This is a genomic window from Mesorhizobium sp. ISC15, from assembly GCF_037162615.1.
GTDB classification, from domain to species: domain Bacteria; phylum Pseudomonadota; class Alphaproteobacteria; order Rhizobiales; family Rhizobiaceae; genus Mesorhizobium; species Mesorhizobium mediterraneum.
Window position 1 is genome coordinate 2,658,967 of record NZ_JAVSPX010000001.1, and the last position, 20,370, is coordinate 2,679,336.

At 62.8% G+C, this 20,370-nt stretch carries 16 protein-coding genes and 1 pseudogene; 3 read left to right on the top strand and 14 right to left on the bottom strand.

Annotated features, from left to right (window positions below):
* Positions 1-413 precede the first annotated feature (413 nt).
* Complete coding sequence (locus tag RPG13_RS12760; protein WP_337125159.1) at positions 414-1,373, top strand: sugar-binding transcriptional regulator; 960 nt, start codon at positions 414-416, stop codon at positions 1,371-1,373.
* Between the two features lie 311 nt (positions 1,374-1,684).
* Here RPG13_RS12760 and RPG13_RS12765 read toward each other — a convergent pair whose 3' ends face one another.
* From RPG13_RS12765 to RPG13_RS12785, 5 genes are all read right to left on the bottom strand, one after another.
* A complete protein-coding gene (locus RPG13_RS12765; protein ID WP_337125160.1) occupies positions 1,685-3,181 on the bottom strand; it encodes a xylulokinase in 1,497 nt (498 codons plus the stop codon).
* A gap of 20 nt (positions 3,182-3,201) precedes the next feature.
* On the bottom strand, positions 3,202-4,524 hold the full coding sequence (locus RPG13_RS12770) for an NAD(P)H-dependent oxidoreductase (RefSeq protein WP_337125161.1): 1,323 nt from the start codon (positions 4,522-4,524) through the stop codon (positions 3,202-3,204).
* A 348-nt stretch (positions 4,525-4,872) separates the two neighbouring features.
* Entirely contained in the window at positions 4,873-5,979 is a 1,107-nt protein-coding gene (locus RPG13_RS12775) for a mandelate racemase/muconate lactonizing enzyme family protein (protein ID WP_337125162.1), read from the bottom strand.
* 24 nt (positions 5,980-6,003) lie between these two features.
* Positions 6,004-6,726, bottom strand: a complete 723-nt coding sequence (locus tag RPG13_RS12780) for a GntR family transcriptional regulator (protein WP_337125163.1) — start codon at positions 6,724-6,726, stop codon at positions 6,004-6,006.
* A 102-nt stretch (positions 6,727-6,828) separates the two neighbouring features.
* Positions 6,829-7,617 (bottom strand): HalD/BesD family halogenase, encoded by a 789-nt coding sequence (locus RPG13_RS12785; protein ID WP_337125164.1) that lies wholly within the window; start codon positions 7,615-7,617, stop codon positions 6,829-6,831.
* A gap of 101 nt (positions 7,618-7,718) precedes the next feature.
* On the opposite strand from RPG13_RS12785, the gene RPG13_RS12790 reads away from it, so the two are divergent.
* A complete protein-coding gene (locus tag RPG13_RS12790; RefSeq protein WP_337125165.1) occupies positions 7,719-8,666 on the top strand; it encodes a LysR substrate-binding domain-containing protein in 948 nt (315 codons plus the stop codon).
* 63 nt (positions 8,667-8,729) lie between these two features.
* On the opposite strand, the gene RPG13_RS12795 is transcribed toward RPG13_RS12790, so the two are convergent.
* From RPG13_RS12795 to RPG13_RS12805, 3 genes are read right to left on the bottom strand one after another with little or no spacing between them, the layout of a single operon-like run.
* Positions 8,730-9,899 carry an efflux RND transporter periplasmic adaptor subunit gene (locus tag RPG13_RS12795; protein WP_126103331.1) on the bottom strand — a complete coding sequence of 390 codons (1,170 nt, stop codon included), beginning with the start codon at positions 9,897-9,899 and terminating at the stop codon, positions 8,730-8,732.
* Positions 9,900-9,915: 16 nt separating this feature from the next.
* Entirely contained in the window at positions 9,916-13,092 is a 3,177-nt protein-coding gene (locus tag RPG13_RS12800; protein ID WP_337125166.1) for an efflux RND transporter permease subunit, read from the bottom strand.
* Positions 13,086-13,343 (bottom strand): hypothetical protein, encoded by a 258-nt coding sequence (locus tag RPG13_RS12805; RefSeq protein ID WP_337125167.1) that lies wholly within the window; start codon positions 13,341-13,343, stop codon positions 13,086-13,088. The genes RPG13_RS12800 and RPG13_RS12805 overlap by 7 nt, the downstream gene beginning before the upstream one ends.
* A gap of 260 nt (positions 13,344-13,603) precedes the next feature.
* Between RPG13_RS12805 and RPG13_RS12810 the strand changes: the two genes are divergently transcribed.
* The gene (locus RPG13_RS12810) at positions 13,604-14,185 is read left to right on the top strand and encodes a TetR/AcrR family transcriptional regulator (RefSeq protein ID WP_095483916.1); all 582 of its coding nucleotides are present in this window, start codon (positions 13,604-13,606) and stop codon (positions 14,183-14,185) included.
* Positions 14,186-14,775: 590 nt separating this feature from the next.
* Here RPG13_RS12810 and RPG13_RS12815 read toward each other — a convergent pair.
* The 6 genes and pseudogenes from RPG13_RS12815 to RPG13_RS12840 form a co-directional block, all read right to left on the bottom strand.
* On the bottom strand, positions 14,776-15,480 hold the full coding sequence (locus RPG13_RS12815; RefSeq protein ID WP_337125168.1) for a substrate-binding domain-containing protein: 705 nt from the start codon (positions 15,478-15,480) through the stop codon (positions 14,776-14,778).
* Positions 15,481-15,713: 233 nt separating this feature from the next.
* A pseudogene (locus tag RPG13_RS12820) lies at positions 15,714-15,890 on the bottom strand (hypothetical protein); the annotation flags it as partial.
* Complete coding sequence (locus RPG13_RS12825) at positions 15,868-16,662, bottom strand: ATP-binding cassette domain-containing protein (RefSeq protein WP_337125169.1); 795 nt, start codon at positions 16,660-16,662, stop codon at positions 15,868-15,870. The pseudogene RPG13_RS12820 and the gene RPG13_RS12825, both read right to left, overlap by 23 nt.
* Positions 16,663-16,665: 3 nt before the next feature.
* The gene (locus RPG13_RS12830; RefSeq protein ID WP_095483918.1) at positions 16,666-17,652 is read right to left on the bottom strand and encodes an ABC transporter permease; all 987 of its coding nucleotides are present in this window, start codon (positions 17,650-17,652) and stop codon (positions 16,666-16,668) included.
* Positions 17,653-17,772: 120 nt separating this feature from the next.
* The gene (locus RPG13_RS12835) at positions 17,773-18,705 is read right to left on the bottom strand and encodes a substrate-binding domain-containing protein (RefSeq protein ID WP_337125170.1); all 933 of its coding nucleotides are present in this window, start codon (positions 18,703-18,705) and stop codon (positions 17,773-17,775) included.
* 258 nt (positions 18,706-18,963) lie between these two features.
* Positions 18,964-20,121: a fumarylacetoacetate hydrolase family protein gene (locus RPG13_RS12840; RefSeq protein ID WP_337125171.1), complete on the bottom strand. Its 1,158-nt coding sequence runs from the start codon at positions 20,119-20,121 to the stop codon at positions 18,964-18,966.
* Positions 20,122-20,370 lie beyond the last annotated feature (249 nt).

Genomic DNA, 20,370 nt, shown 5'->3' on the forward strand with positions numbered 1-20,370 from the left:
TTCGGCGATGGGTCGCCGGCTCGCCGTTGTTCACCAGGCACCTCCCTGTGAACAATTTATCTTTGGTATGCAATTTTGTTCAGCTAAACTGTTCATCGGAAAATTGTCAAGGCCCGCGGCATCATTCCGCCCTGGTTTGCGCCAACAGGCGGGTTGCCTTACGGAAGAGCACGAAATGCGGCGTTTCAGGTCCGGTCTCATCCCTGCGAATTCATTCCAACTGCTTGAGCAGGGCAGGACGGCCAAGACAAAGTAAATGTTGACCATTTGGCTTTCATCTCGCGTTGTGGACGTTATCCTGTCGATATCTTAAATCTTGAATCCTGGGCACGCAGAACGATTTCGTGTCGCTTGGTCGGATATGCCATCTGAATGGCATCTAAAGATCCGGACGACCGCGGGAGGGCAAAAAGATGGCGATGATAGAGAATGACAAGGCCTCGCGCTTCCCGGATGTCGAGCTGAAGGCCCGTGCCGCATGGCACTATTATGTCGAGGGTCTGACGCAGGAGAGGATTTCGGAGATCCTCGGCATCGGCCGTATCAAGGTGCATCGCATCCTCTCCGCCGCGCGTGAGGAGGGCGTCGTCCAGTTCCGCATCCGCGACAGCGTCGTCGAATGCATGGTGCTGGAAGAGGCTCTGAAGCAGCGTTTCGGGCTCAGCCAGGCCGTTGTGGTGCCGTCGGCCGCCGACCGGAGCAACGCGCCGCTGATGATCGGCCATGCCGCGGGCGCCTATCTGGCCGACAACGTGAATGCCGGCGATGTCATCGCGCTCGGCTGGGGGCGCACGCTGAAATTCGCCATCAATGAATTGCCGCGGCGGCCGATCGCCAGGACGACGGTGGTCTCCATGCTGGGCGGCCTCACTCACGCTCAGCCGCTCAACCCCACCGAAAGCGCTTGGGAATTCGCCGAAAAGATCGGCGCCGAGTGCTTTTTGCTGCCGGTGCCTGTCTATGCCGACAGGCCGGAGCAGCGTGACGCCTTCATGAGCCAGCGCAGCGTTCAGGACGTCGTCTTCCGTGCGCGCCGGGCAAACATCGCCGTGCTCAGCGTCGGATCGTTTTCCAACGACAGCCCGATCGCCAATTACGGCTTCATCAAGCCCAGCGAACTCGAGGAGCTGCAGGCGGCTGGCGCGGTTGGCGATATTTTATGTCATTTCATCGACGCCGAGGGCCGCCTCGTCGATCATGAGGTCAATCGCCGGGTCTGCGCCTATCCGCTGCAGGACCTGGCGGACATCCCGGCCATCCTGGTTTCGGGAGGGCAGGAAAAGATAGCCATCATGCGGGCGGCGCTCGCCAACACCAAGGTTTCGGTTCTGATCACCGACGAGGATGCGGCCAAGGGCCTGCTCAACCGCTAGATATCGCTGCGCTGTGGATTTAACGACTGTGTTGAAACGAGATTGAGCCCGATCTCAAATACAGCGGCGCAGAATTCTGCTCTGTAGCGATCCTTCCCACCCCCCTCTGTCCTGCCGGACATCTCCCCCGCAAGGAGGGAGATTGCGCGCTCAGTCGCTTTTGCCAATCTCCAGCGTTGCAGGAGCGGGCGGAGCGTCGAAGCTGCCGATCTCCCCACTTGCGGGGGAGATGGCCGGCAGGCCAGAGGGGGGTGCTGTCCCGCCGACATCTCAAAGGCTGAGTCCGAAAGGTCTCCGACCTGTCAAAATCTCTAAACTTGTCCAACTTCACCAAGCCGCACGTGGATGTCGCGCGTCGCCTGATAGAGGTCGCGGTAGATCGCCTTGCGCGCGCGGTAGCCGGAGATCAGGCCGTCGACGGGATCGACATGCCTGGTGGGGGGCGTGGCCATAGCTTCGGCCGCAATCTCGGGCGAGGCAAACCATCCTATCGCCGAAGCCGCCAGCATGGCGGCGCCGAGTGCTGCGGCTTCGTTGACCGATGAGACGGAGAGCGGCCGCTCGAGCACGCTTGCCATGATCCGCATCAGCAGAGCCGAATTGGTGCCGCCGCCGGCCGCGATCATCGCAGCCGGTTTGCCGCCGGCTTGAGTTTCCATTGCCTCGCTGGCGATGGCCTGCTCGAAGGCGATGCCTTCCAAAACCGCCCGAAAAAGGTGCTTCGGCTCATGATCCAAGGACAGGCCGACAATGGCGCCGCGCGCCGCGCCGTCCCAATATGGACTCATGACGCCAGCCCAGTACGGCATGACAAGCAGTCCCTCGCTGCCGGCGGCAACGTCCACCGCCGCTTTTTCAAGTGCGGCGGCAGACGGCGAACCGGTCGTGCGAACGATCCAGTCGACCAGCTGCATGCCCGAGCGCAACACGGTCTCCAGCATGAATCCCGAGCCGGTCGGCGAGACCAGCGTTCGAAACGCGTCCGATGTCGTGATCCCATGGGAATAGCAGCCGCTGACGACGCCCGAGCCGAGCGAAAGATAGCTTTTGCCTTCGTCGTAGACCCCCATGCCGAGGCCCATCGCCTGGCCGTCGCCGGCGCCGGCGACGACAGGCGTGCCGGCTTTCAGGCCGGTCAGTCGGGCCACGCTTTCAATAAGGCCACCGCAGATCGTGCCGGGCGTGACCAGCTCCGGCAACTGGTCCGGCCGCAGCCCGGCGGCCGCAACGAGCTCAGGGTGCCAGGTGCCATTCTTGACATCGAGCAGCCCGAGCGGATCCGCACTTGCCGTGCTGGTGACCAGATGTCCGGTCAGCCGGTGGACGAAGAAGCCATGCACGTCGACGATTGCGGCTGCGTCGTCGAGCGCTTGCGGCTGGTGTTCGGCAAGCCAGCGAACAGCATAGAGCGCGGGCGTCGGGTCCGGTGGCTTGCCGCTCCAGTCGCGGATCGCCTCGCGACCGAGTTCGGACGACAGCCTTATAACTTGCGGGCGAGCGCGCTCATCCAGCCACAAGATCGCCGGAATGAGCGGCTTGCCGGCATGATCGATCAGCGTGAAAGTCTCGCGCTGGTGAGCGATGGAGATCGCCGCCACGCGCGAAGCGCCCACCGCCTCAGCGACCCGCTTCAATGCACCGAGCAGTGCGGTCCACCAATGTTCGGCATCCTGCTCGAAATGGCCGGGCTTGGGATTGGCGAGCGGATAGGCTTCGCGCGCCTGGAACAGCTCCTCGCCATCGCGCGTGAAAGCGATCGCCTTCACGGCCGTCGTCGAGGCGTCGATCCCGATTACGACATCGTCCATCAGGCGGTGATCCGGTGGAGTCAGGCTGCGTTTGTAACGAACCGCCCGTCCGACTGGTCGAGACGACGGCGGATCTGGGTTATCACCATCGAATCGTCGGGTACACAATTTTCATAGGTGAGGAAGTCGCCGGTCTTGACCGGCTTGACCACCTTGGCGCGCTCGGCCAGACCGAGCGGCAAGGCGCCGCGGGAGCGTGCGTCTTCCCAGGTCATGGCGAAGCCGCGATAGTCGCTCTCGCCGATCATGCCGAGCGACTGGCCGAGGGCAAGGTCGCTCTTGGCAACCGCCACCGCCTCGGCCACCGGATGGTCGAGCGGCTCCATGTCGGCGCGCTTGTAGACCACGGCGCGCGCCGCCGACAGCGGCACTTCGAGGCTGGTCAAATGATAGGGACGGAAGATCGTGAAATAGGGGCCCTTGCCGACCTTGAGGTCGACCATGCGCTCCAGCACGCGCGGATGCCGGGTCTCGATGATGCAGAACACGCCGGGCGCCACGCCCTTGCCGATCGAATAGTCGACGACGCCCTTGCGATGCAGCACGCCGCCATCCTCGCGCGGGCAAAGCACGCTGGCGAGTTCCTCAAGCGTTGCTGTCGGGCCATGCATGCCCGGCACGTCGGGCACCAGGCCGGTGGCATTGGCGATCGCCACCATCTCGATCGCCGTCTTCGAGCCGTCGACGAACTCGACCAGCATGCGCGCATTCATGTTGCGCTCGGCCGCCTCCTTCTCGTAGTCGGCCGGCATGGCGTCGATCTTCAGCGGATTGTTTTTGCCCTTGCCGGCGGCGATGATGTTGAAGCCGAGGCTTTTGGCAAAGCCGATGATCTCCAACGTGCAGGCGGGCTCGTCGCCGGCGGCACCCGTATAGACGACGCCGGCTTTGCGCGCCTCTTCCTTGAGGAAGCGGCCGATGGTGATGTCGGCCTCGACGTTCAGCATGACGATGTGCTTGCCGTTCTTCATCACTTCGAGCGCGAACAGCGTGCCGATGTTGGGGTTGCCTGTTGCATCGATGATGACGTCGATGCGGCCGGCGGACGCCAGCGCATGCAAGTCTTCGGTCACCGCGATCTTGCCTGCCTCGATGGCGCGGTCGATCGCCGCTGCATTGCCGGCCTGGACGATGTCGGAGCGGTCGTGGCCGGCGAGAAGTGCTGCGTCGATCGCCGCCTGCGGCCTGACCTCGGAAATGGCGCCGATCCGCATGCCCGGCATCAGCGCAACCTGGACGACGATATCGGTGCCCATCTGCCCGGCGCCGGCAAGCCCGATAGTGATCGGTCCCTGCTTTTCAGCGCGTTGCAAAAGTTCCGCTGCAAATTGCGGATGGGCCATATCGCTTCCTCCAGTTCCTGACGCGTCGCAGCGTCGAGATCATCGTTCTGAACATTCCTATTTCCAAATGAAAAATATTTCAACATGCAATTCGGCAGCCTCCTTCCCAAAATTGTGTGATTTCGATTTTGAGACGCGGCATGCGGCTTGACTGCGCAGCCAGATGGTGCCTGTCACCCAAAAGGTGCGCAGCGGTTGTGGGATAACGGCATGCATAAAAACAAAGGCTTAAAGCGCGTCAATTGCATCCGTTTCAACGCGACGCGCTTTAGGGAGCGGAGAAGGACGGTGATCTTTAGGATGCAGACGGCGATGACCGAGACGGCATGCTCGGCGCATGCCGGTATCTCAGCTGCCGACTTCGAAGAAAGGCGCGCCAAGCAGGTCGGGAACGACATCGATGCCGAGGCCCGGCCCACCCGGAATGCCCATGCGGCTGCCCGTGACCGGCGGCATGTTCGATGCGGTGCGCACCGTCACCCATTCGTGGAAGGCGATGGCGTGCAGCCGGCGCTCCTCCGGCGTCGACAGCGACAGATGCGCCATCGCTGATGTGTCGATCTCGGCGCCGCCGGTGTCCTCGACGGTGATCATGAAGCCTAGGTCGACCGCAAGATCACGGATCTGGCGCGTCTTGGTGACGCCGCCCAGCCGCGAGATTTTCAGCGTCAGCCCGTCGGCCGCGCCCTTGCGGTGGATGTCGAGCATGTCGTCCAGCGAGGCGACGGATTCGTCCAGCACCATCGGCTTGTCGAGCGAGCGGCGCACAGACATGCATTCGTCGATCGTGGCGCAGGGCTGCTCGAACGTGTAGTCGATGGCCCGCGTCGCGTCAGTGAACTGGCGCGCCTGATAGGGCGTCCAGCCGGCATTGGCGTCGCAGAAGATCACCGTGCCCTTCGGCACCGAAGCGGCGACCGCGGTGACGCGCTCGATGTCGTCATGGACGTTGCCGCCGACCTTGACCTGCAGCCGGTGAAACCCGTCCTTGACGATGCGCTCGGCAAGTGCGGCCATGGCGTCGACCGTGCCATGGGTGACGACCTTGTAGAGTTCCGCCGTCTCGCTCTCGCGTCCACCGAGCAGCGTGACCAGCGGCACGTCGGCGGCGCGCGCCGCGAGATCTGAGCACGCCATGTCGAGCGCGGACTTGATGTAGGGATGGCCCTTGAACACCGTGTCCATCAGCCGGCCGATTCTGGCCAAGGCCCGGGGATCGTGGCCGAGCAGATGCGGCGCGATTTCTATGATGCCGGCGCGCGTGCCGGCTGCGAAGGCCGGCGAGTAGAAATTGCCGAGCGGCGCCATCTCGCCCCAGCCGGTCAGCCCGCTATCGGAGGTGATGGCGACGATCACCGCGTCGAACGCATCGGCGACACGCCCCTTGGACATGCGGTAGGGCCCGTCCACGAAGGGCTGCACGACATGGTAGGCTTTGATGGTTTTGATCTGCACGTGTTTATCCGTTGTTCGCGATGTTCAGATTTGCTGCCGGTTAGCAACGGTCGCCTTGGCGCCTTTTGAAGCTCGCTGTTCGAAGCTGCGCGCATAGGCAAGCAGTTCCTCGAAATCGAGGTCGATATGCTCGCGGGCATGGCGCTGGGCGGCGCGCATGTCGGAGCCCTTCAGCAGCCGCACATAGGTCTCGTGGATGTCTTCGGCAGGTACCGGCTCTTTGCGCGCCCGCTGGTGGAGGGCAAAATACATCTGCAGCCGGCTGGCCAGGCGCTGCCAGGTCTCCAGCAACACCGAATTGTCGGCCCATTCATGGATCAGGCCGTGCAATTGCAGCGCCGTTTCGATCTGACGGGTGGTGTCGAGGTTGCGCGTCGCCTGCTTCACCGCCTCGTGGCGCCTGTCAAGCTCGTCGAAGAAGCGCTGGTCGCGAAGCCGCCAGGTCAGTTCGATAGCGAACTCATCCAGCACCTTGTTAAGCGAATAGGCATCGTCGATGTCCTTGGCGGTCACGTCGATGACGAAGGTTCCGGCGTAGGGAATGCTGGTCAGGATGCCTTCCTGCACCAGTTCGCGCATTGCTTCGCGCAGCGGCGCGCGGCTCACCCGCATCTGCTCGGCGATCCTGAGCTCGTTGAGTTTTTGCCCCGGTTCCAGCTGGCCGGTCAGGATTGCACGCCGAAGCAACGCCACGATTTCGGCGCGCCTTGTCGTATCCGCGATCGGCGCAAAATCCAGCTTCCCCATTCGGTCACTCCACAAGGAACCGAAATCAAGCAGATTGTCGACAATCTAACAAGAGCTATTTCTGGATTCCTGATTCCGGGCAGAATGTCGGCGACTTCGTTCTCATGCAGCCCGGCCGTAAAAGCCGACCCGTTCCTCGTCGCTGAACATCACGCCTGATTTCTCATAGTAGGAGAACACCGCGATCATGCGTTCGCGCTCGCCTTCGACTGTGGTGACGCGATGCGCTGTGTTCTTGCCACGGAAGACGTTCAGCGTGCCCGGCTTCATGCGCAGTATCTTCGCCTCGGGGTCGCGCCCTTCGAGCAGCCTGGCGACGCCGTCGTAATTGGGATTGTCGTCCGACCGGAGATCGGTGCGGTATTCGAGGTCGCCGCCGCGTTGCGCCGCCTGCAACAGTAGCGTCGTGGTGAATTCCGAGCGATCGAAATGCCAGTTCAGCGCCTCGCCGGCGCGGTAGGCCATCACATTGGTGCGCGCCAGCGGGTCCTGCATGACATGCAGCCGCGTCTTCCCCATCGCCGCCGCCAGGAAGTGCAGCAGCGGCTCGTATTCGTAGATGGCGAGGACCAGGCTGCCAGGAATCTGGTCGGCGCAGACCGTATGGCTGATGGTCTCGACCTTGCGCAGCGCGGGATGGTCCGGAGCGAGCTCCGGGATATCGGGCTTGAAGTAGATATTATGCATCCGCTTGTGCATGTGCGACCGGCTGTCCATGACGTGCTGGATTTCCCGCACCGCCCGTTCGGCCACGCCAGGCCGCAAAAAACCCTCGAGATTGAACATGCCGTCGGCTTCCAGCGCCGCGATCGAGGCCTCCACAAGGCGCCTCCATTCGATGCTGCCTTCACGGTCGAGCGGGTACCGGTCCAGATCGAGAATGTCTTTCATCGTCTCATGCTCCAAGGTTCGAGCGTAGAAGACGGCAAAAAAATCTTTCTCTCAACGGCGAAACTTATTAGTCTTCCGCAGGAAAAACTTACGGAAGGTTCATGGAACGGCTCCCCCCGCTGAACGCGATCAAAGCCTTCGAGGTCGCCGCGCGGACTGGCAATTTTACTTTGGCCGCCATCGAACTCGGCGTTTCCTCGGCGGCGGTCAGCCAGCAGATCCGCAATCTCGAGACCTGGTTCGGCAAGCAGCTGTTCGTGCGCAGCGGCAACCGCATCGCGCTGACCGACGCCGGCCACGCAATCTATCCGCAGACCGCACGCGCCTTGGGCGACATCGCGGCGATCGGTCGGCGCATGCTGGAGGGCGGGCTGAGGACGCGTCTCGTCGTCAGCGTGCCGTTTTCGCTGGCCGAATTGTGGCTGGCGCCCAGGCTGGCCGTTCTTCTCGATGCCTTCCCGCAAATGGCGATCGACGTCCGCGTCGAAGACGATCCCGTCGACCTGATGCGCCAGAACATCGATCTTCGCATCAGCTATGGCGACTATCACTATCCCGGTTTGCGGATGGTCCGCCTCATCCATGACGACGTCCTGCCGGTCTGCGCGCCGGACTTCTGGCAAAGATACGGCAACGATGCATCCAGCCTTGCGGATGTGCACGAGAGCTTGTTCATCCACACCAACTGGGGTCCGAACTATGCCTCGCATCCGACATGGGCGGATTGGTTTTCGGCGTCAGGCGGCAGCCGCGCGCCTGATCCCTCGCATGGGCGCCGTGTCGGTCTGTCCAGCCTGGCGATCGTCTCGGCGAGGCTTGGTCTCGGAATTGCGCTTGGCCAGCGGGCCATGGCCCATGGGGACCTGGAAGCCGGGCGCCTAATCGCGCCCTCGTCGGTATCTCTGCGCCTCGGTCATCCCTATTGCGCCTTCATGCCTGAGGCAAAGGCTGAGCGCGCCGATGTTGCCGGGCTCGTCGCGCTGCTTGGAGCAATTCCAGGAAAAGTGCATAGCGGTTTTCCGTCCGGAATTGCGGAAAAACAAACATAGCAAAACGGCGCCCTTGGCGTGGGAGCCGAGGGCGCCGCTGGACCGGACCTGACGGGGGGGGTATCAGGTGGCCGGTTTCTGTGGCAGCGGCGAGACCGGCATTCCCGGCCCGATCTTCTGCAGATTGCCTGTGATCACCTGGTCGCCTTCCGATACGCCGCTCGAGATGGCCACCAGATCGCCGTTGGTCGGCCCGAGCGAAACGATGCGCTGGTCGACAGTGTTGTCTTTGCCGACGACGTAGAGGTATTTGCCGAGCTGGCTCGATCCCAACGCCGTCTGCGGCACCATCAGTGCATCGGGCTGCTGCTTGATATGCAGCTTCACGCGAACATATTGGCCCGGCAGCAGCGTGAATTTGGCGTTGCCGATCGTCGCCCGTGCGGTGATGGTGCCGGTCGATCGATCGATCGTGTTGTCGATGAAGGTGAGCTGACCTCTCTGGCGCGGTTCTGTATCGCCGGGAAGCAGGACGTCGACGTCGATCGGCCCCGCCGCGCGGGCTTCCTCGATCTGCGCCAGATCCGTTTCGCTCGGATTGAAGGTGACATAGATCGGGTCGAGCTGCACCAGCGTGTTGAGCACCGTGCCGGCGACGCTGACCAGCGTTCCAACCGAAGCCTGGTTGCGGCCGACGCGCCCGGCGAACGGCGCCTTGATTTCCGAATAACTCAGATTGAGCTCGGCGGTCCGCACAGCCGCTTGGTTCACGGCGAGCGAGGCCTGGGCCTCGCGCAAGCTGCTGGTGCGCTGGTCGAACGCATCCTTGGCGATGTATCCGCTCTTGGCGAGCTCGGTGCCGCGGCCAAGGTTGGAACGGGCATAGTCAAGCGTTGCTTCGTCGCGCTGGACCTGCGCCTTCGCCTGGTCGAGGGCAGCGTGGAAATCCTCTGGAGCGATCTTGTAGAGAAGGTCGCCCTTCTTGACATCGCTGCCGTCGGGCGCAACCTGCTCCTGTAGATAACCCGGTACGCGCGCTTGCAGCGTGATGCTGCGGATCGGCTCGGTGCGGGCCGCATAGTCGAGATAGATCGGGATCGTCTTCTTGACGACGCTCACCACCGGCACCGGCATGACAAACGCTGCGGGCTCGGGCGCCGCGGGTTCGGGCGTTGCCGCTCCTGCCGTGCCGGCGTTGAGGCCGAAATTGCCCATGTCGAGCAAGTGAACGCTCGCCATCGAGATCGCCCCCAGGGCGACGGCCGCTCCCAACGCAATTTTCCATTTACGCATGATCAATTCTCCAATCCTATTCGGCCGCTTCGGCCAATCGCGCGAAAGCGGGTTCGGCAGTGGGTTCAGTCGGTTCGGCAACGGGTTCGTTCTTGCTGCCGCGCTCGCGCAGTTGCTCGATCACCGCATAGAAGACCGGCACGAACACCAGCGACAGGATTGTCGCCGCGACCATGCCGCCAAAGACGGTGGTGCCGATCGACTGGCGGCTCGCTGCACCGGCACCTGTGGAGAACATCAGCGGCAGCACACCGAGGATGAACGCGAAGGCGGTCATCAGGATGGGCCGCAGCCGCAAACGCGCCGCTTCCATTGCCGCGTCGACGATGCTGAGACCTTCCTCGCGCCGGCGCCGGGCAAACTCCACGATCAGAATGGCGTTCTTTGCCGCCAGCCCGATCAGCATGACGAAGCCGATCTGCGAATAGACGTCGATCTGCATGCCGCGCATCAACAAGGCGACGAAGGCACCAAACAGGGCAAGCGGCACCGCGAGCAGAACCATGAAGGGCATGGCCCAGCTCTCATATTGGGCGGCGAGGATCAGGAAGACGAAGACCATGGCGAGACCGAAGACGATCGAGGCGATCGATCCAGCCTTGAGCTCCTGATAGGTGATGCCCGTCCATTCGTAGCCGAAATCCTTCGGCAGCGCCGTGGCAGCGGCACGTTCCATCGCCGCGACCGCCTGGCCCGAGGAGTAGCCGGGTGCAGCACCGCCATTGATCAGAGCCGATGCATTGTTGTTGTAATGCGGGACGGTTTCCGGGCCGACGATAGGCACCAGCTTGCCGAGTGTGCTCAACGGCACCATGCCGCCAGAGGCATTGCGCACATAGAGCCGTGAAATGTCGGCAGCACCCGCACGCGCATCCTTGTCGGCCTGGATCGTCACCCGGAAGGTGCGGCCGAACAGGTTGAAGTCGTTCACATAGAGCGAGCCGAGATAGATCTGCAGCGTGTTGAACACGTCAGGCAGGCTGAGGCCGAGCAGCTTCGCCTTGTTACGGTCGAGGTCGTAGTTGAACTGTGGCGTCGAGGTCGAGAACGACGAGAACAATTGCTGCGGGTTGAGCTCGGGCTGCTTGCGCGCCTCGGCGAGCACGGCTTGCGTCGCATCGTTGAGCGCAGCGCTGCCGCGACCGGTCAGATCCTGCACCTGGAATTCGAAGCCGCCGGTCGTGCCGATGCCGGGGATCGAAGGCGGATCGAAGCTCAGCGCGAAGGCTTCCGGAAGCTCCATGAGCTTCGAGCGCACATCGGCGACGAGCTTCGAGGCGCTCTGGTCAGGGCCGCGTTCGTCCCATGGCTTCAGGATGGCGAATTCCACCGCCGAGTTCGACTGGGCCGCGTTGGTGAGGAAGTTCAAGCCGCTGATCGAGCCGACGATATCGACGCCGGGGGTGTTCTGCAGGATGGCGCGTGCCTTCCGGGCCACCGCGTCGGTGCGTTCCAGTGACGCCCCATCCGGCAGCTGGATGACCACGAAGAAGTAGCCCTGGTCCTCGACCGGAAGGAAAGTCGAGGGCAGGCGCTGCCAGACGAAATAGGTGGCGACAAGCCCGGCCGCGAACAGCCCGAGCATGATCCAGCGCAGGCGGATGAGGAAGCGCACACCATGGGCATAGGCATGCGACAGCCGTTCGAAGCCCGTATTGAACCAGCGGAACAGCACGAACTGCGTTGCCGGGCGGTGGCGCAGGAAGGCGGCGCTGAGCGCCGGGGTGAGCGTCAGCGAGACGAAGGCGGAGATGCCGAAGGAGATCGCCACCGTCAGCGCAAACTGATTGTAGAGCCGGCCGGAAACGCCGGGTATGAAGGCGACCGGCACGAACACCGCCATCAGCACGGCGGTCGTGGCGATGATCGGGCCGGTGACCTCGGCCATCGCCGCGCGCGTGGCAGCCAGCGGTTTGAGGCCGGCCTCCAGCTGGCGCTCGACGTTCTCGACGACGACGATCGCATCGTCGACGACGAGGCCGATCGCCAGCACCATGCCGAGCAGGCTGAGCATGTTCAGCGAGAAGCCGAACATGTACATGACGACGAGCGTGGCCACCAGCGACACCGGAATCGCGATCGTCGGGATGATCGTGGTGCGCCAGCTCTGCAGGAAGATGAACACCACCGCGACAACCAGGACCAGCGCCTCGCCGAGCGTGACCAGCACGTCGTGCATCGACGCCGAGACGAAGCGCGTCGTGTCGTAGTGCATGGCGTAGCTGACGCCCTTCGGGAAACGGCCCGACAGTTCTTGCATCTTGTCCTTGACGCGCTGCTGCAGATCGAGCGCGTTCGAGCCCGGCATCTGGTAGACCGCGAGCACCACGGTCGGGTCTTCGCCGAAGAAGGCCGACGACGAATATTGCAGGGCGCCGAGTTCGATGCGCGCAACGTCACGCAACCGCACCAGCGAACCGTTCGCGGCATCGGCGCGCACGACGATGTCGCCGAATTCCTTGGGGTCGCTCAGTCGGCCGACCGCGTTGACCTGCATTTCGAAAGCGGTGCCGGCCGGCGCTGGCGACTGCCCGATCTTGCCGGCCGCGACCTGGACATTCTGCTCGGCGATGGCGTTCTGGACATCGACGGCGGTGATGCCGAGATTGGCGAGCTTGTCTGGATCGAGCCATACGCGCATCGAATACCGCCGCTCGCCGAAGATCTGCACGTCGCCGACGCCTGGCAGGCGCTTCAGCGGGTCGACCACTTGCAGGTAGGCGAGGTTGCTGAGCGCGACCGGATCGACGGAGCCGTCGGGCGAGGTGAGGTTGACGATCAGGACGAAATTCGGGTTCTGCTTCTTGATCGTCACGCCGCCCTGATTGACGATGGCCGGCAGCGAGGACGCCGCCTGCGACACGCGGTTCTGGACGTCGACGGCGGCGGTGCTCAGGGAATAGCCGACCTCGAAGGTGATGGTGATGGTCGACGAGCCGTCATTGGAGCTCGACGACGACATGTAGGTCATCCCCTGAACGCCGTTGATCTGCTGTTCGAGCGGCGTCGTGACGGTGTCGGCCACGACCTGCGCACTGGCGCCCGGGTAATTGGCGCTGACCACGACCTGAGGCGGCGTGATGTCTGGAAACTGCGAGACAGGCAGCAGGAAATAACAGATCGCCCCGGCGAGCACCATGATGATGGCGATCGACGATGCGAAGATCGGTCGGTGGATGAAGAAGTTTACCATGACACGTACGCCTCGCCCGATGCTCTCGCCTCGCCAAAGGCCTTGGCCACTCTGGACAGCCTCTTGATGCGCCTTTGACCCGAATCTTCGAGGAAACGAGTCGGCGCCTTGCGGCCGTGCCCTTGCGCATCCGCAAGCGTACGCAGCATCGTCTCGAAAGAGCGCGGGTCGACACGGTCGGCCTTCATCAGCATCCGGATCATCGGATCCTTCACAACTTCGTCGATCGTCAAATCCTTGCGCTGCGACATCGTAGCGGCTCCTGGCTTGCGATCCCCGGCGTGCGCCGCAGATCGGTTGGTTTTCTTGTTCGCGGCCAAAAATCGCCTAGGGCGCAGTTTCATGCCTGGGCCGATTCGGCGGAGGCTATTCACAGGCGCCTGCGAGATTTGACACGAGGCAATTGGGGTGTTACCAGTAAGTAACATCTAGAAGTTACAGACCGGTAACACCCTAGTCAAGAGGTGGGCCGAGGGATTTTTCGGAAACCCCGGAAACCAAGGAGGTTTTGATGGAAGACGGCACTGCGGAACGCGTCCGCCCCCGGGATCGCATCCTGGAGACGGCACGGGATATGTTCCACAAGCATGGCATCAAGGGCGTCGGCGTCGACGCGATCACTGAGGCCGCCGGTACCAATAAGATGACGCTCTACCGTCATTTCGAGTCCAAGGACGACCTGGTCATCGAATGCCTGCGGGCGACCGCCTGCAGCGCCAACGCGATGTGGCAGAAATTCGAGGCCGAGCATCCGGGCGACAAGCTTGCGCAGCTGCACGCCTGGGTCCGGATGGCTGCCGATTGCCTGTTGATGGACGGTCGCGGTTGCGACATGGCGAACGCCGCCATCGAGTTGAGCGAGACCGACCATCCGGCCCGTCGGGTGATCAAGGAGCTTAAGCAGGCTCAGCGCGATCGTCTGGTCGGCCTGTGCCGGGATGCCGGCATCGGACAGGCTGAACTTCTTGCAGACACGCTGTCGCTGCTGCTCGAGGGCGCCCGCGTCAGCCTGCAAAGCGTCGGAGCCGAGGGCCCTAGCGCGCAATTCGTCCGCATGGCGGAAGGCCTGATCACCTCTTTCAGGGCCAGATAGTCTCGCAGGCGGCGGAACGACCGGTGGCGTGTTCATTGCGAGCCGCGCCGCCGAATGCTCTCTTGTCCGTTCGGATGTACCGTCATCGCGCGTCTCCTTTGCCGGTCTGTCGCCGCACCACCGGCGCGACCTGTTGCTTGGTGAGGCAGAATAGGACCGATGGCGAATTGGTGAGAGTGACAAGTGTGACGGGATTCCGGCGGATCCGCTGATCGCGGCTGCAACATGCCCTATCGCTCGCCGAACAAGCCGCTGGCGATCGCCGCTAAATGGCCATTCGACGCGCGGACCGATAATCTTGTCCGGTGATGGTCATGACCCCAGCCTTTGCCCAACACCCGGAGCCGGAACAAAAAAGCCCGCTGCCGGGAGGAGGTGGCAGCGGGCTTGATTTCGAATACGGCACGGGAGGAGGTGTGCCGCACTCAGCGTCGGCATCGCATCTGGGAGGAGTAGATGGCCGACACCTGCGAAACTACCGATTGCCCAATGATTCGGCAATAACGAAAGATGCATAGCAGATGTGCAGATTTGCTGTATCAACCAAATCTTCACTATGGGGCAGATTGAACGTCGTCCTTTGCGCGGCGTCACTGCACCGGGACGTTTTCCTTGAAGATCAGGCGCGGTTCGATGAACTTCCGCGTCAAATAGGGTGCCGAGGAAGCGATCGAGCCGAGCAGGCGAATGACCGACTGCTCGGCGATCAGCCGCGCGTTTTGGTCGATGACGACATCAAGCAGATCATCGACGAGATAGCCGCGTGTCGCCCTTGTCAGGTCGTGACAGATGAACACCGGCTTCCTTTGCGGCTTGGCTTCCAGCAGCGCTTTCGCCACGCCAGAGCGTCCAGCGCCGACGCAATAGATGCCGAGCAGCTCCGGCTCGTTGTGCAGCGCCTTCATCGTCGCCCTGTAGCTGATATCAGGCTCATCGTTGATCTCGACGGCACTGGTGACGGTCAGATTGGGGAACTCCTCGCTGAGCACGGACCGAAAGCCCATTTCGCGTTCCTCGTGCCCGCGGTAGGAGCGTGAGCCGACGACCATTGCCAGATGGCCCCGCCGCCCGCCCAGGAAACGTCCCATCAACAGCGCCGCGGTGCGGCCGGCCACACGGTTGTCGATGCCGACATAGGCCGATCGCGGTGCGCCCGGCACGTCCGACACCAGCGTGACCAGGCGGATGCCGGCCTCGACGATCTCTCGCAGGATGTTGCGCGTTCTCGGATGATCGATCGCGATGACGCCAACGCCGTTTGCCCTAAGCGAGAGGTTTTCGACGGCTGCCTGCAACGCGCTCGGCGAGATGCCGGCGAGCTTGTGGATCCGGCAGGAGGCGACGAGCGGCAGGCGCGCCGCATAATCTCGATATGATTTGCCAGATCCATCATGAAGGCGTTGGAGCCGATCGGCAGGAAGAATTCCAGATGCGCCGGCCGCGAGGGCAGTGTGACCTGATCCACGACCGGCAAATAGCCGAGCTGCTTGGCCGCCTCCATCACCCGCTGCCGGTTGGCCGCGCTGGCACCCGGCCGGTTGTTCAGCACCCGGTCGACCGTGGCGGTCGACAACCCGCAGCTTCTGGCGATGTCCGCAACGGTGGCTTTCATGGTCGCAGTCATAGGAGCTGATGTGATCCCGTGCCAGAGATACGGCGAACCCGGCTTCCAACTGGCCCGCTCAGCCCTGCGATTGCTTCCCATGGACGATGGCGTCGTGGATCTGCTCGTCGGAGATGCCGGTGATGATCCGTTCGACTTCCGCGACGTTGGTGTTCTTCGGATCGATATCGTCGGCGACCACCTTGCCGCGCCGCATGACGACGATGCGGTCGACCACCTGGAAGACGTGGTGGATGTTATGGGCGATGAAGATGCAGGAATGGCCTGAATCGCGGGCGCTGCGCACGAAGCTCAGCACGCCTTGCGTCTCGGCGACGCCCAAATTGTTGGTCGGCTCGTCGAGGATGATGAGGTCGCTGTCGAAATGCATGGCGCGCGCGATCGCCACGGCCTGCCGTTCACCGCCGGAGAGCGAGCCGATCGGCGTCGTCGGCGGGATGTTCTTCGAGATGCCGACCTGCTTGAGCAGATCGCGGGCGACCACGTTCATCGCCTCCTGGTCCATGCGGTTGAGGAAACGCGGCGGCTTGATCGGCTCGCGCCCGAGAAACAGATTGCGCGCGATCGACAATTGCGTGACCAGCGCCGAGTCCTGGTAGATCGTCTCGATGCCGTGGGCGATGGCGTCGCTGGTGCTGCGGAAGTCTACCTTCTTGCCGCGGATGAAGATGTCGCCGCTGGTCAGCGGAACCGCACCCGACAGCACCTTGATCAGCGTCGATTTGCCGGCGCCATTGTCACCGAGCAGACCGACGATCTCCCTTTCATTAACATGGAAATTGGCGTCGATGAGCGCCTGCACGCGCCCGTAGGACTTGCGGATGTTTTCCATGCGGACAAGCGGTTCAGCCATGGTTCAAGTCCCCGCCTGATGCCGGCGTTCCAGCCATGAGTGCAGCGCCATCATGCCGAGGATGATCGCGCCGATGAAGATGTTGTAGGCAAGGCCCGGAACGCCGATCAGCACGATGCCGTTGCGCATGACGCGCAGGATCAGGATGCCGAGCACGGTGCCGATGATGGTGCCGCGTCCGCCGGTCAGCGCCGTGCCGCCGATCACCACCATGGCGATGACTTCGAGCTCGTAGCCGGTGCCGCTGTTGGGATTGGCGGCGGAGGTGCGCAATGAGCTGATGACGCCGGCAAGCGAAGCCATGATCGATGACAGGATGAACAGGCCGATCTTGACGCCGCTGACGTTGACACCACGAGCCTTCGCCGCGTTGGGGTTGCCGCCGGCCGCCTGGATCCAGTTGCCGGTCCGGCTCTGCGTCAGCACGTAGCCGAGCGCGATCGCGGCTGCGATGAACCAGAACAGCGACATGTAGATGCGGAACGGTCCTATGAAGAAATCGCCGACCAGCGCCTCGGCGAGCCAGCTGCCTTCGGCGCTCCAGGTGCGCTGCGGAAATCCGTTGGTGACGAACAGGGCGGTGCCGCGCACCACCAGCAGCATGCCGAGCGTCACCAGGAAGGACGGGATCTTGAGCTGCGTCACGAACCAGCCATTGACCAGGCCGATGAAGGCGGCAACCAGCAAGGCCACGACGAAGCCGGCTTCCAGCGAGGTGAGGCCGCTGTTGAAGAGTGTCCACATCAAGACAGGCGAGAAGCCGAACAGCGATCCGACCGAGAGGTCGAATTCGCCCGATGTCATCAACAGCGTCATCGCCAGCGCGATCAGGCCGAGCTCGACCGTGAAGGCCAGTATGTTGCTGATGTTCTGCGGCGACAGGAAGTCGTGGTTGAACCCCCAGAACACGGCGAGCTCGACCACAAGCAGCACGAAGGGCCCGAATTCCGGCCTGGCGATCGAGCGTTGGATGATGGAACTATTTTCCACGTTGGACCCGCGACATGGTTGGAACTGGCCAAGCCTGGCACCGCATAAAGCGGTTCGAGGTTCGGCGGAATGATGGGGATGACCGCGGCAGGCGCCGCCGCGATCATCCCGATCGCGGTGTTATTTCCCGGACAGGATGTCGTCGTAGACCTGCGCAGTGTCCTTCTCGTAGAGCGCGCCGGTGATCACGTCGAAGCCGGGGGGAATGCCGCTGGCGGCCATGTTGGCGAGCGAAAGCGCCACATAGCTAGTCGCCTGCGGATCCTGCCACTGCCCGGCATTGACGTAGCCGGTCAGCACCTCCTGGGTGGTATCGAGCGAGTTGCCCCAGCCGACCACCGGGATTTCGCCCGGCTTGATGCCGGCCTGGTCGAACACCCGCTTGATCGAGCCGGTCACCAGATCGCCGAGGCCGATGATCGCCTTGACCTTGGCCCTGTTGGCGGTGAGGTAGTCGACCATGCGGTTGATCGCTTCGGCCTGGTCGAGCGTCGCCTCGGTGATCTCATAAGTGATGCCGAGCGGCTCGAAGACACTCTTGATGCCTTCCTCTTCCTGGACGCCATAGGTGGCGCCCGGGATTTCGACCGGCATCCAGACGAAATCGCCCTTTTTCACCAGGCCCTTGTCGACCAGATACTGCGCCCAGTTCTTGCCGAAGGTGACGTTGTCGCCGCCGACATAGGCGTTGAAGTCCGCCTTCGGATCGGGCGTGTTGAAGTTGATGATCGGGATGTTTGCCGCCCGTGCTTCCTTAGCGAGCTCGATAAGGCTGCCCGGGTCGGGGCTGGTGGTGGTGATGCCGTCGGCCTTGGCGGCGATGGCCGCGCGAACCGCCTCCTGCTGGGATGCCACGTCGCCATTGTGGAACGAGGTGTTGACAGTGTTGCCGGTGTCCGTCGCCCATTGCTTGGCGCCGGCGAGGAAATAGGTCCAGACCGGGTCGGCCGGGCCTCCATGCGAAATCCAGTAGAAGGTCTTGGCCTGCGCCGCCGCCGGAATGGCCAGCGCCAAGATCAAGCCGAATACAAATAGTCGTAGCCTTGTCAGCATTTGATTTCCTCCCATTTTGAAAAACTGCCTCCCTCCGACGACGATCACGGCAAGCCCTGATCGTATTCTTGCCAGCGCCGATCTGGATGCATCAGAGCATCCGCTTTTTCGGTCGATGGCAAGCCTCCATTTGCCAGTGGTAGTTGGCGCGCGACAATGCGCCATCAGCCGTCCCATCAGATTGCATCAGTTTGGCTGATATTTTCCAGGCAGGCGGATCAGGCCGAGACTTCTCTCCGTCGCAGTCGGGGGCGGAACCTAGATAAGATCGGCCTTGGCGAGATCGCGCATCAGATGGCTGGCGCCATAGGTCCAGTGCGGACAGTCGGGCGACAGCCGCACCCGGTTGACCAACGCGCCGAATTTCTCCGACGAGATGGTGACGATGTCGCCGACCTTGTGCGTAAAACCCTTGCCCTTTTCACCGCGATCCTTCGACGGCACGAACATGGTGCCGAGATAGAGCGCCAGCCCGTCGGGATACTGGTGATGCGGCCCCATCGCTGCGGCGACCAGCTCCTCCGGTGAGCGGCTGATCTCGGCCATCGAGCTTGCGCCCTCCAGCGAGAAACCGTCCTCGCCCTCGACCTTCAGACGCACGGTGGCTTGCTTCACGTCATCGATGGAAAAGCTATCGTCGAACAGCCGGATGAACGGGCCAAGCGCGGCCGAGGCGTTGTTGTCCTTGGCCTTGCCGAGCAACAGCGCCGAGCGCCCCTCGACGTCGCGCAGATTGACGTCGTTGCCGAGCGTCGCGCCGACGATCCGGCCGCTGCTGGCGGCGATCATGGCGATCTCCGGCTCCGGATTGTTCCAGGTAGACACCGGATGCAGGCCGACATCGGCGCCGAAGCCGACCGACGCCATCGGCTGGCATTTGGTGAAGATCTCGGCATCGGGGCCGATACCCACTTCCAGATATTGCGACCAGGCGCCGCGCTGGATGAGCTTGGCCTTGATCTCCATCGCATCCACCGAGCCGGGCTTGAGCTTCGACAAATCATGGCCGATCAGCCCGGCAATGTCGGCGCGAATGGCATCCGCCTTCTCGGCCGAGCCGCGCGCCTGCTCCTCGATGACCCGTTCGAGCAGGCTGACGACGAAGGTGACACCAGACGCCTTGACGGCGTGCAGGTCGACCGGGGAAAGCAGGTATGGTTTCTGCGGATCGCGCGTGGCCTGGAAACTGTTGGCGGCGATTGCGTCAAGCGACCCGATTGGTTCGCCCCCGGCAGCGTGGACGTAGCCTGCCGGATCCGGCATCTCGCAGACGTCGCGCACGGTTGGTGCCATGCTCGACGTGATGTCGAAGACAGTGCCGTCGCGCACCGTGACCACCAGCGGATGGGACCTATCGCTTGTCCGGGCGCGGCCGATGAAGAGGCCCTCGTCGGGCAGGAGAGTGGTGTTCGTCATGGCTGCGGTCCTCTGCTGTCTTGTTCTGCTGTGACGGTCGTCACTGCCGGACCAATGGTTCATCAAAAGCCTGGCCCGCGGCGGCACTTTCAACAAATTCCCGCCAAAGGTCTATCCCGTCCTCAAGGCAAGTTTTGTCAATCTGTCCGGGCAATCTCCGCGCGGCTGGACGGTAATTGACCTTGGCGTGTCCTAATTGCGAAGCGGAAACGAGCTTTCAAAATCATGAAATCGTCACTAGGATTTTCA

Bases quoted from the DNA above. Each gene is read 5' to 3' on its own strand.
- RPG13_RS12760 (WP_337125159.1), top strand. From the start codon at position 414: ATGGCGATGATAGAGAATGACAAGGCCTCGCGCTTCCCGGATGTCGAG.
- RPG13_RS12765 (WP_337125160.1), bottom strand. From the start codon at position 3,181: ATGGACGATGTCGTAATCGGGATCGACGCCTCGACGACGGCCGTGAAG.
- RPG13_RS12770 (WP_337125161.1), bottom strand. From the start codon at position 4,524: ATGGCCCATCCGCAATTTGCAGCGGAACTTTTGCAACGCGCTGAAAAG.
- RPG13_RS12780 (WP_337125163.1), bottom strand. From the start codon at position 6,726: ATGGGGAAGCTGGATTTTGCGCCGATCGCGGATACGACAAGGCGCGCC.
- RPG13_RS12785 (WP_337125164.1), bottom strand. From the start codon at position 7,617: ATGAAAGACATTCTCGATCTGGACCGGTACCCGCTCGACCGTGAAGGC.
- RPG13_RS12790 (WP_337125165.1), top strand. From the start codon at position 7,719: ATGGAACGGCTCCCCCCGCTGAACGCGATCAAAGCCTTCGAGGTCGCC.
- RPG13_RS12795 (WP_126103331.1), bottom strand. From the start codon at position 9,899: ATGCGTAAATGGAAAATTGCGTTGGGAGCGGCCGTCGCCCTGGGGGCG.
- RPG13_RS12800 (WP_337125166.1), bottom strand. From the start codon at position 13,092: ATGGTAAACTTCTTCATCCACCGACCGATCTTCGCATCGTCGATCGCC.
- RPG13_RS12805 (WP_337125167.1), bottom strand. From the start codon at position 13,343: ATGTCGCAGCGCAAGGATTTGACGATCGACGAAGTTGTGAAGGATCCG.
- RPG13_RS12810 (WP_095483916.1), top strand. From the start codon at position 13,604: ATGGAAGACGGCACTGCGGAACGCGTCCGCCCCCGGGATCGCATCCTG.
- RPG13_RS12825 (WP_337125169.1), bottom strand. From the start codon at position 16,662: ATGGCTGAACCGCTTGTCCGCATGGAAAACATCCGCAAGTCCTACGGG.
- RPG13_RS12835 (WP_337125170.1), bottom strand. From the start codon at position 18,705: ATGCTGACAAGGCTACGACTATTTGTATTCGGCTTGATCTTGGCGCTG.
- RPG13_RS12840 (WP_337125171.1), bottom strand. From the start codon at position 20,121: ATGACGAACACCACTCTCCTGCCCGACGAGGGCCTCTTCATCGGCCGC.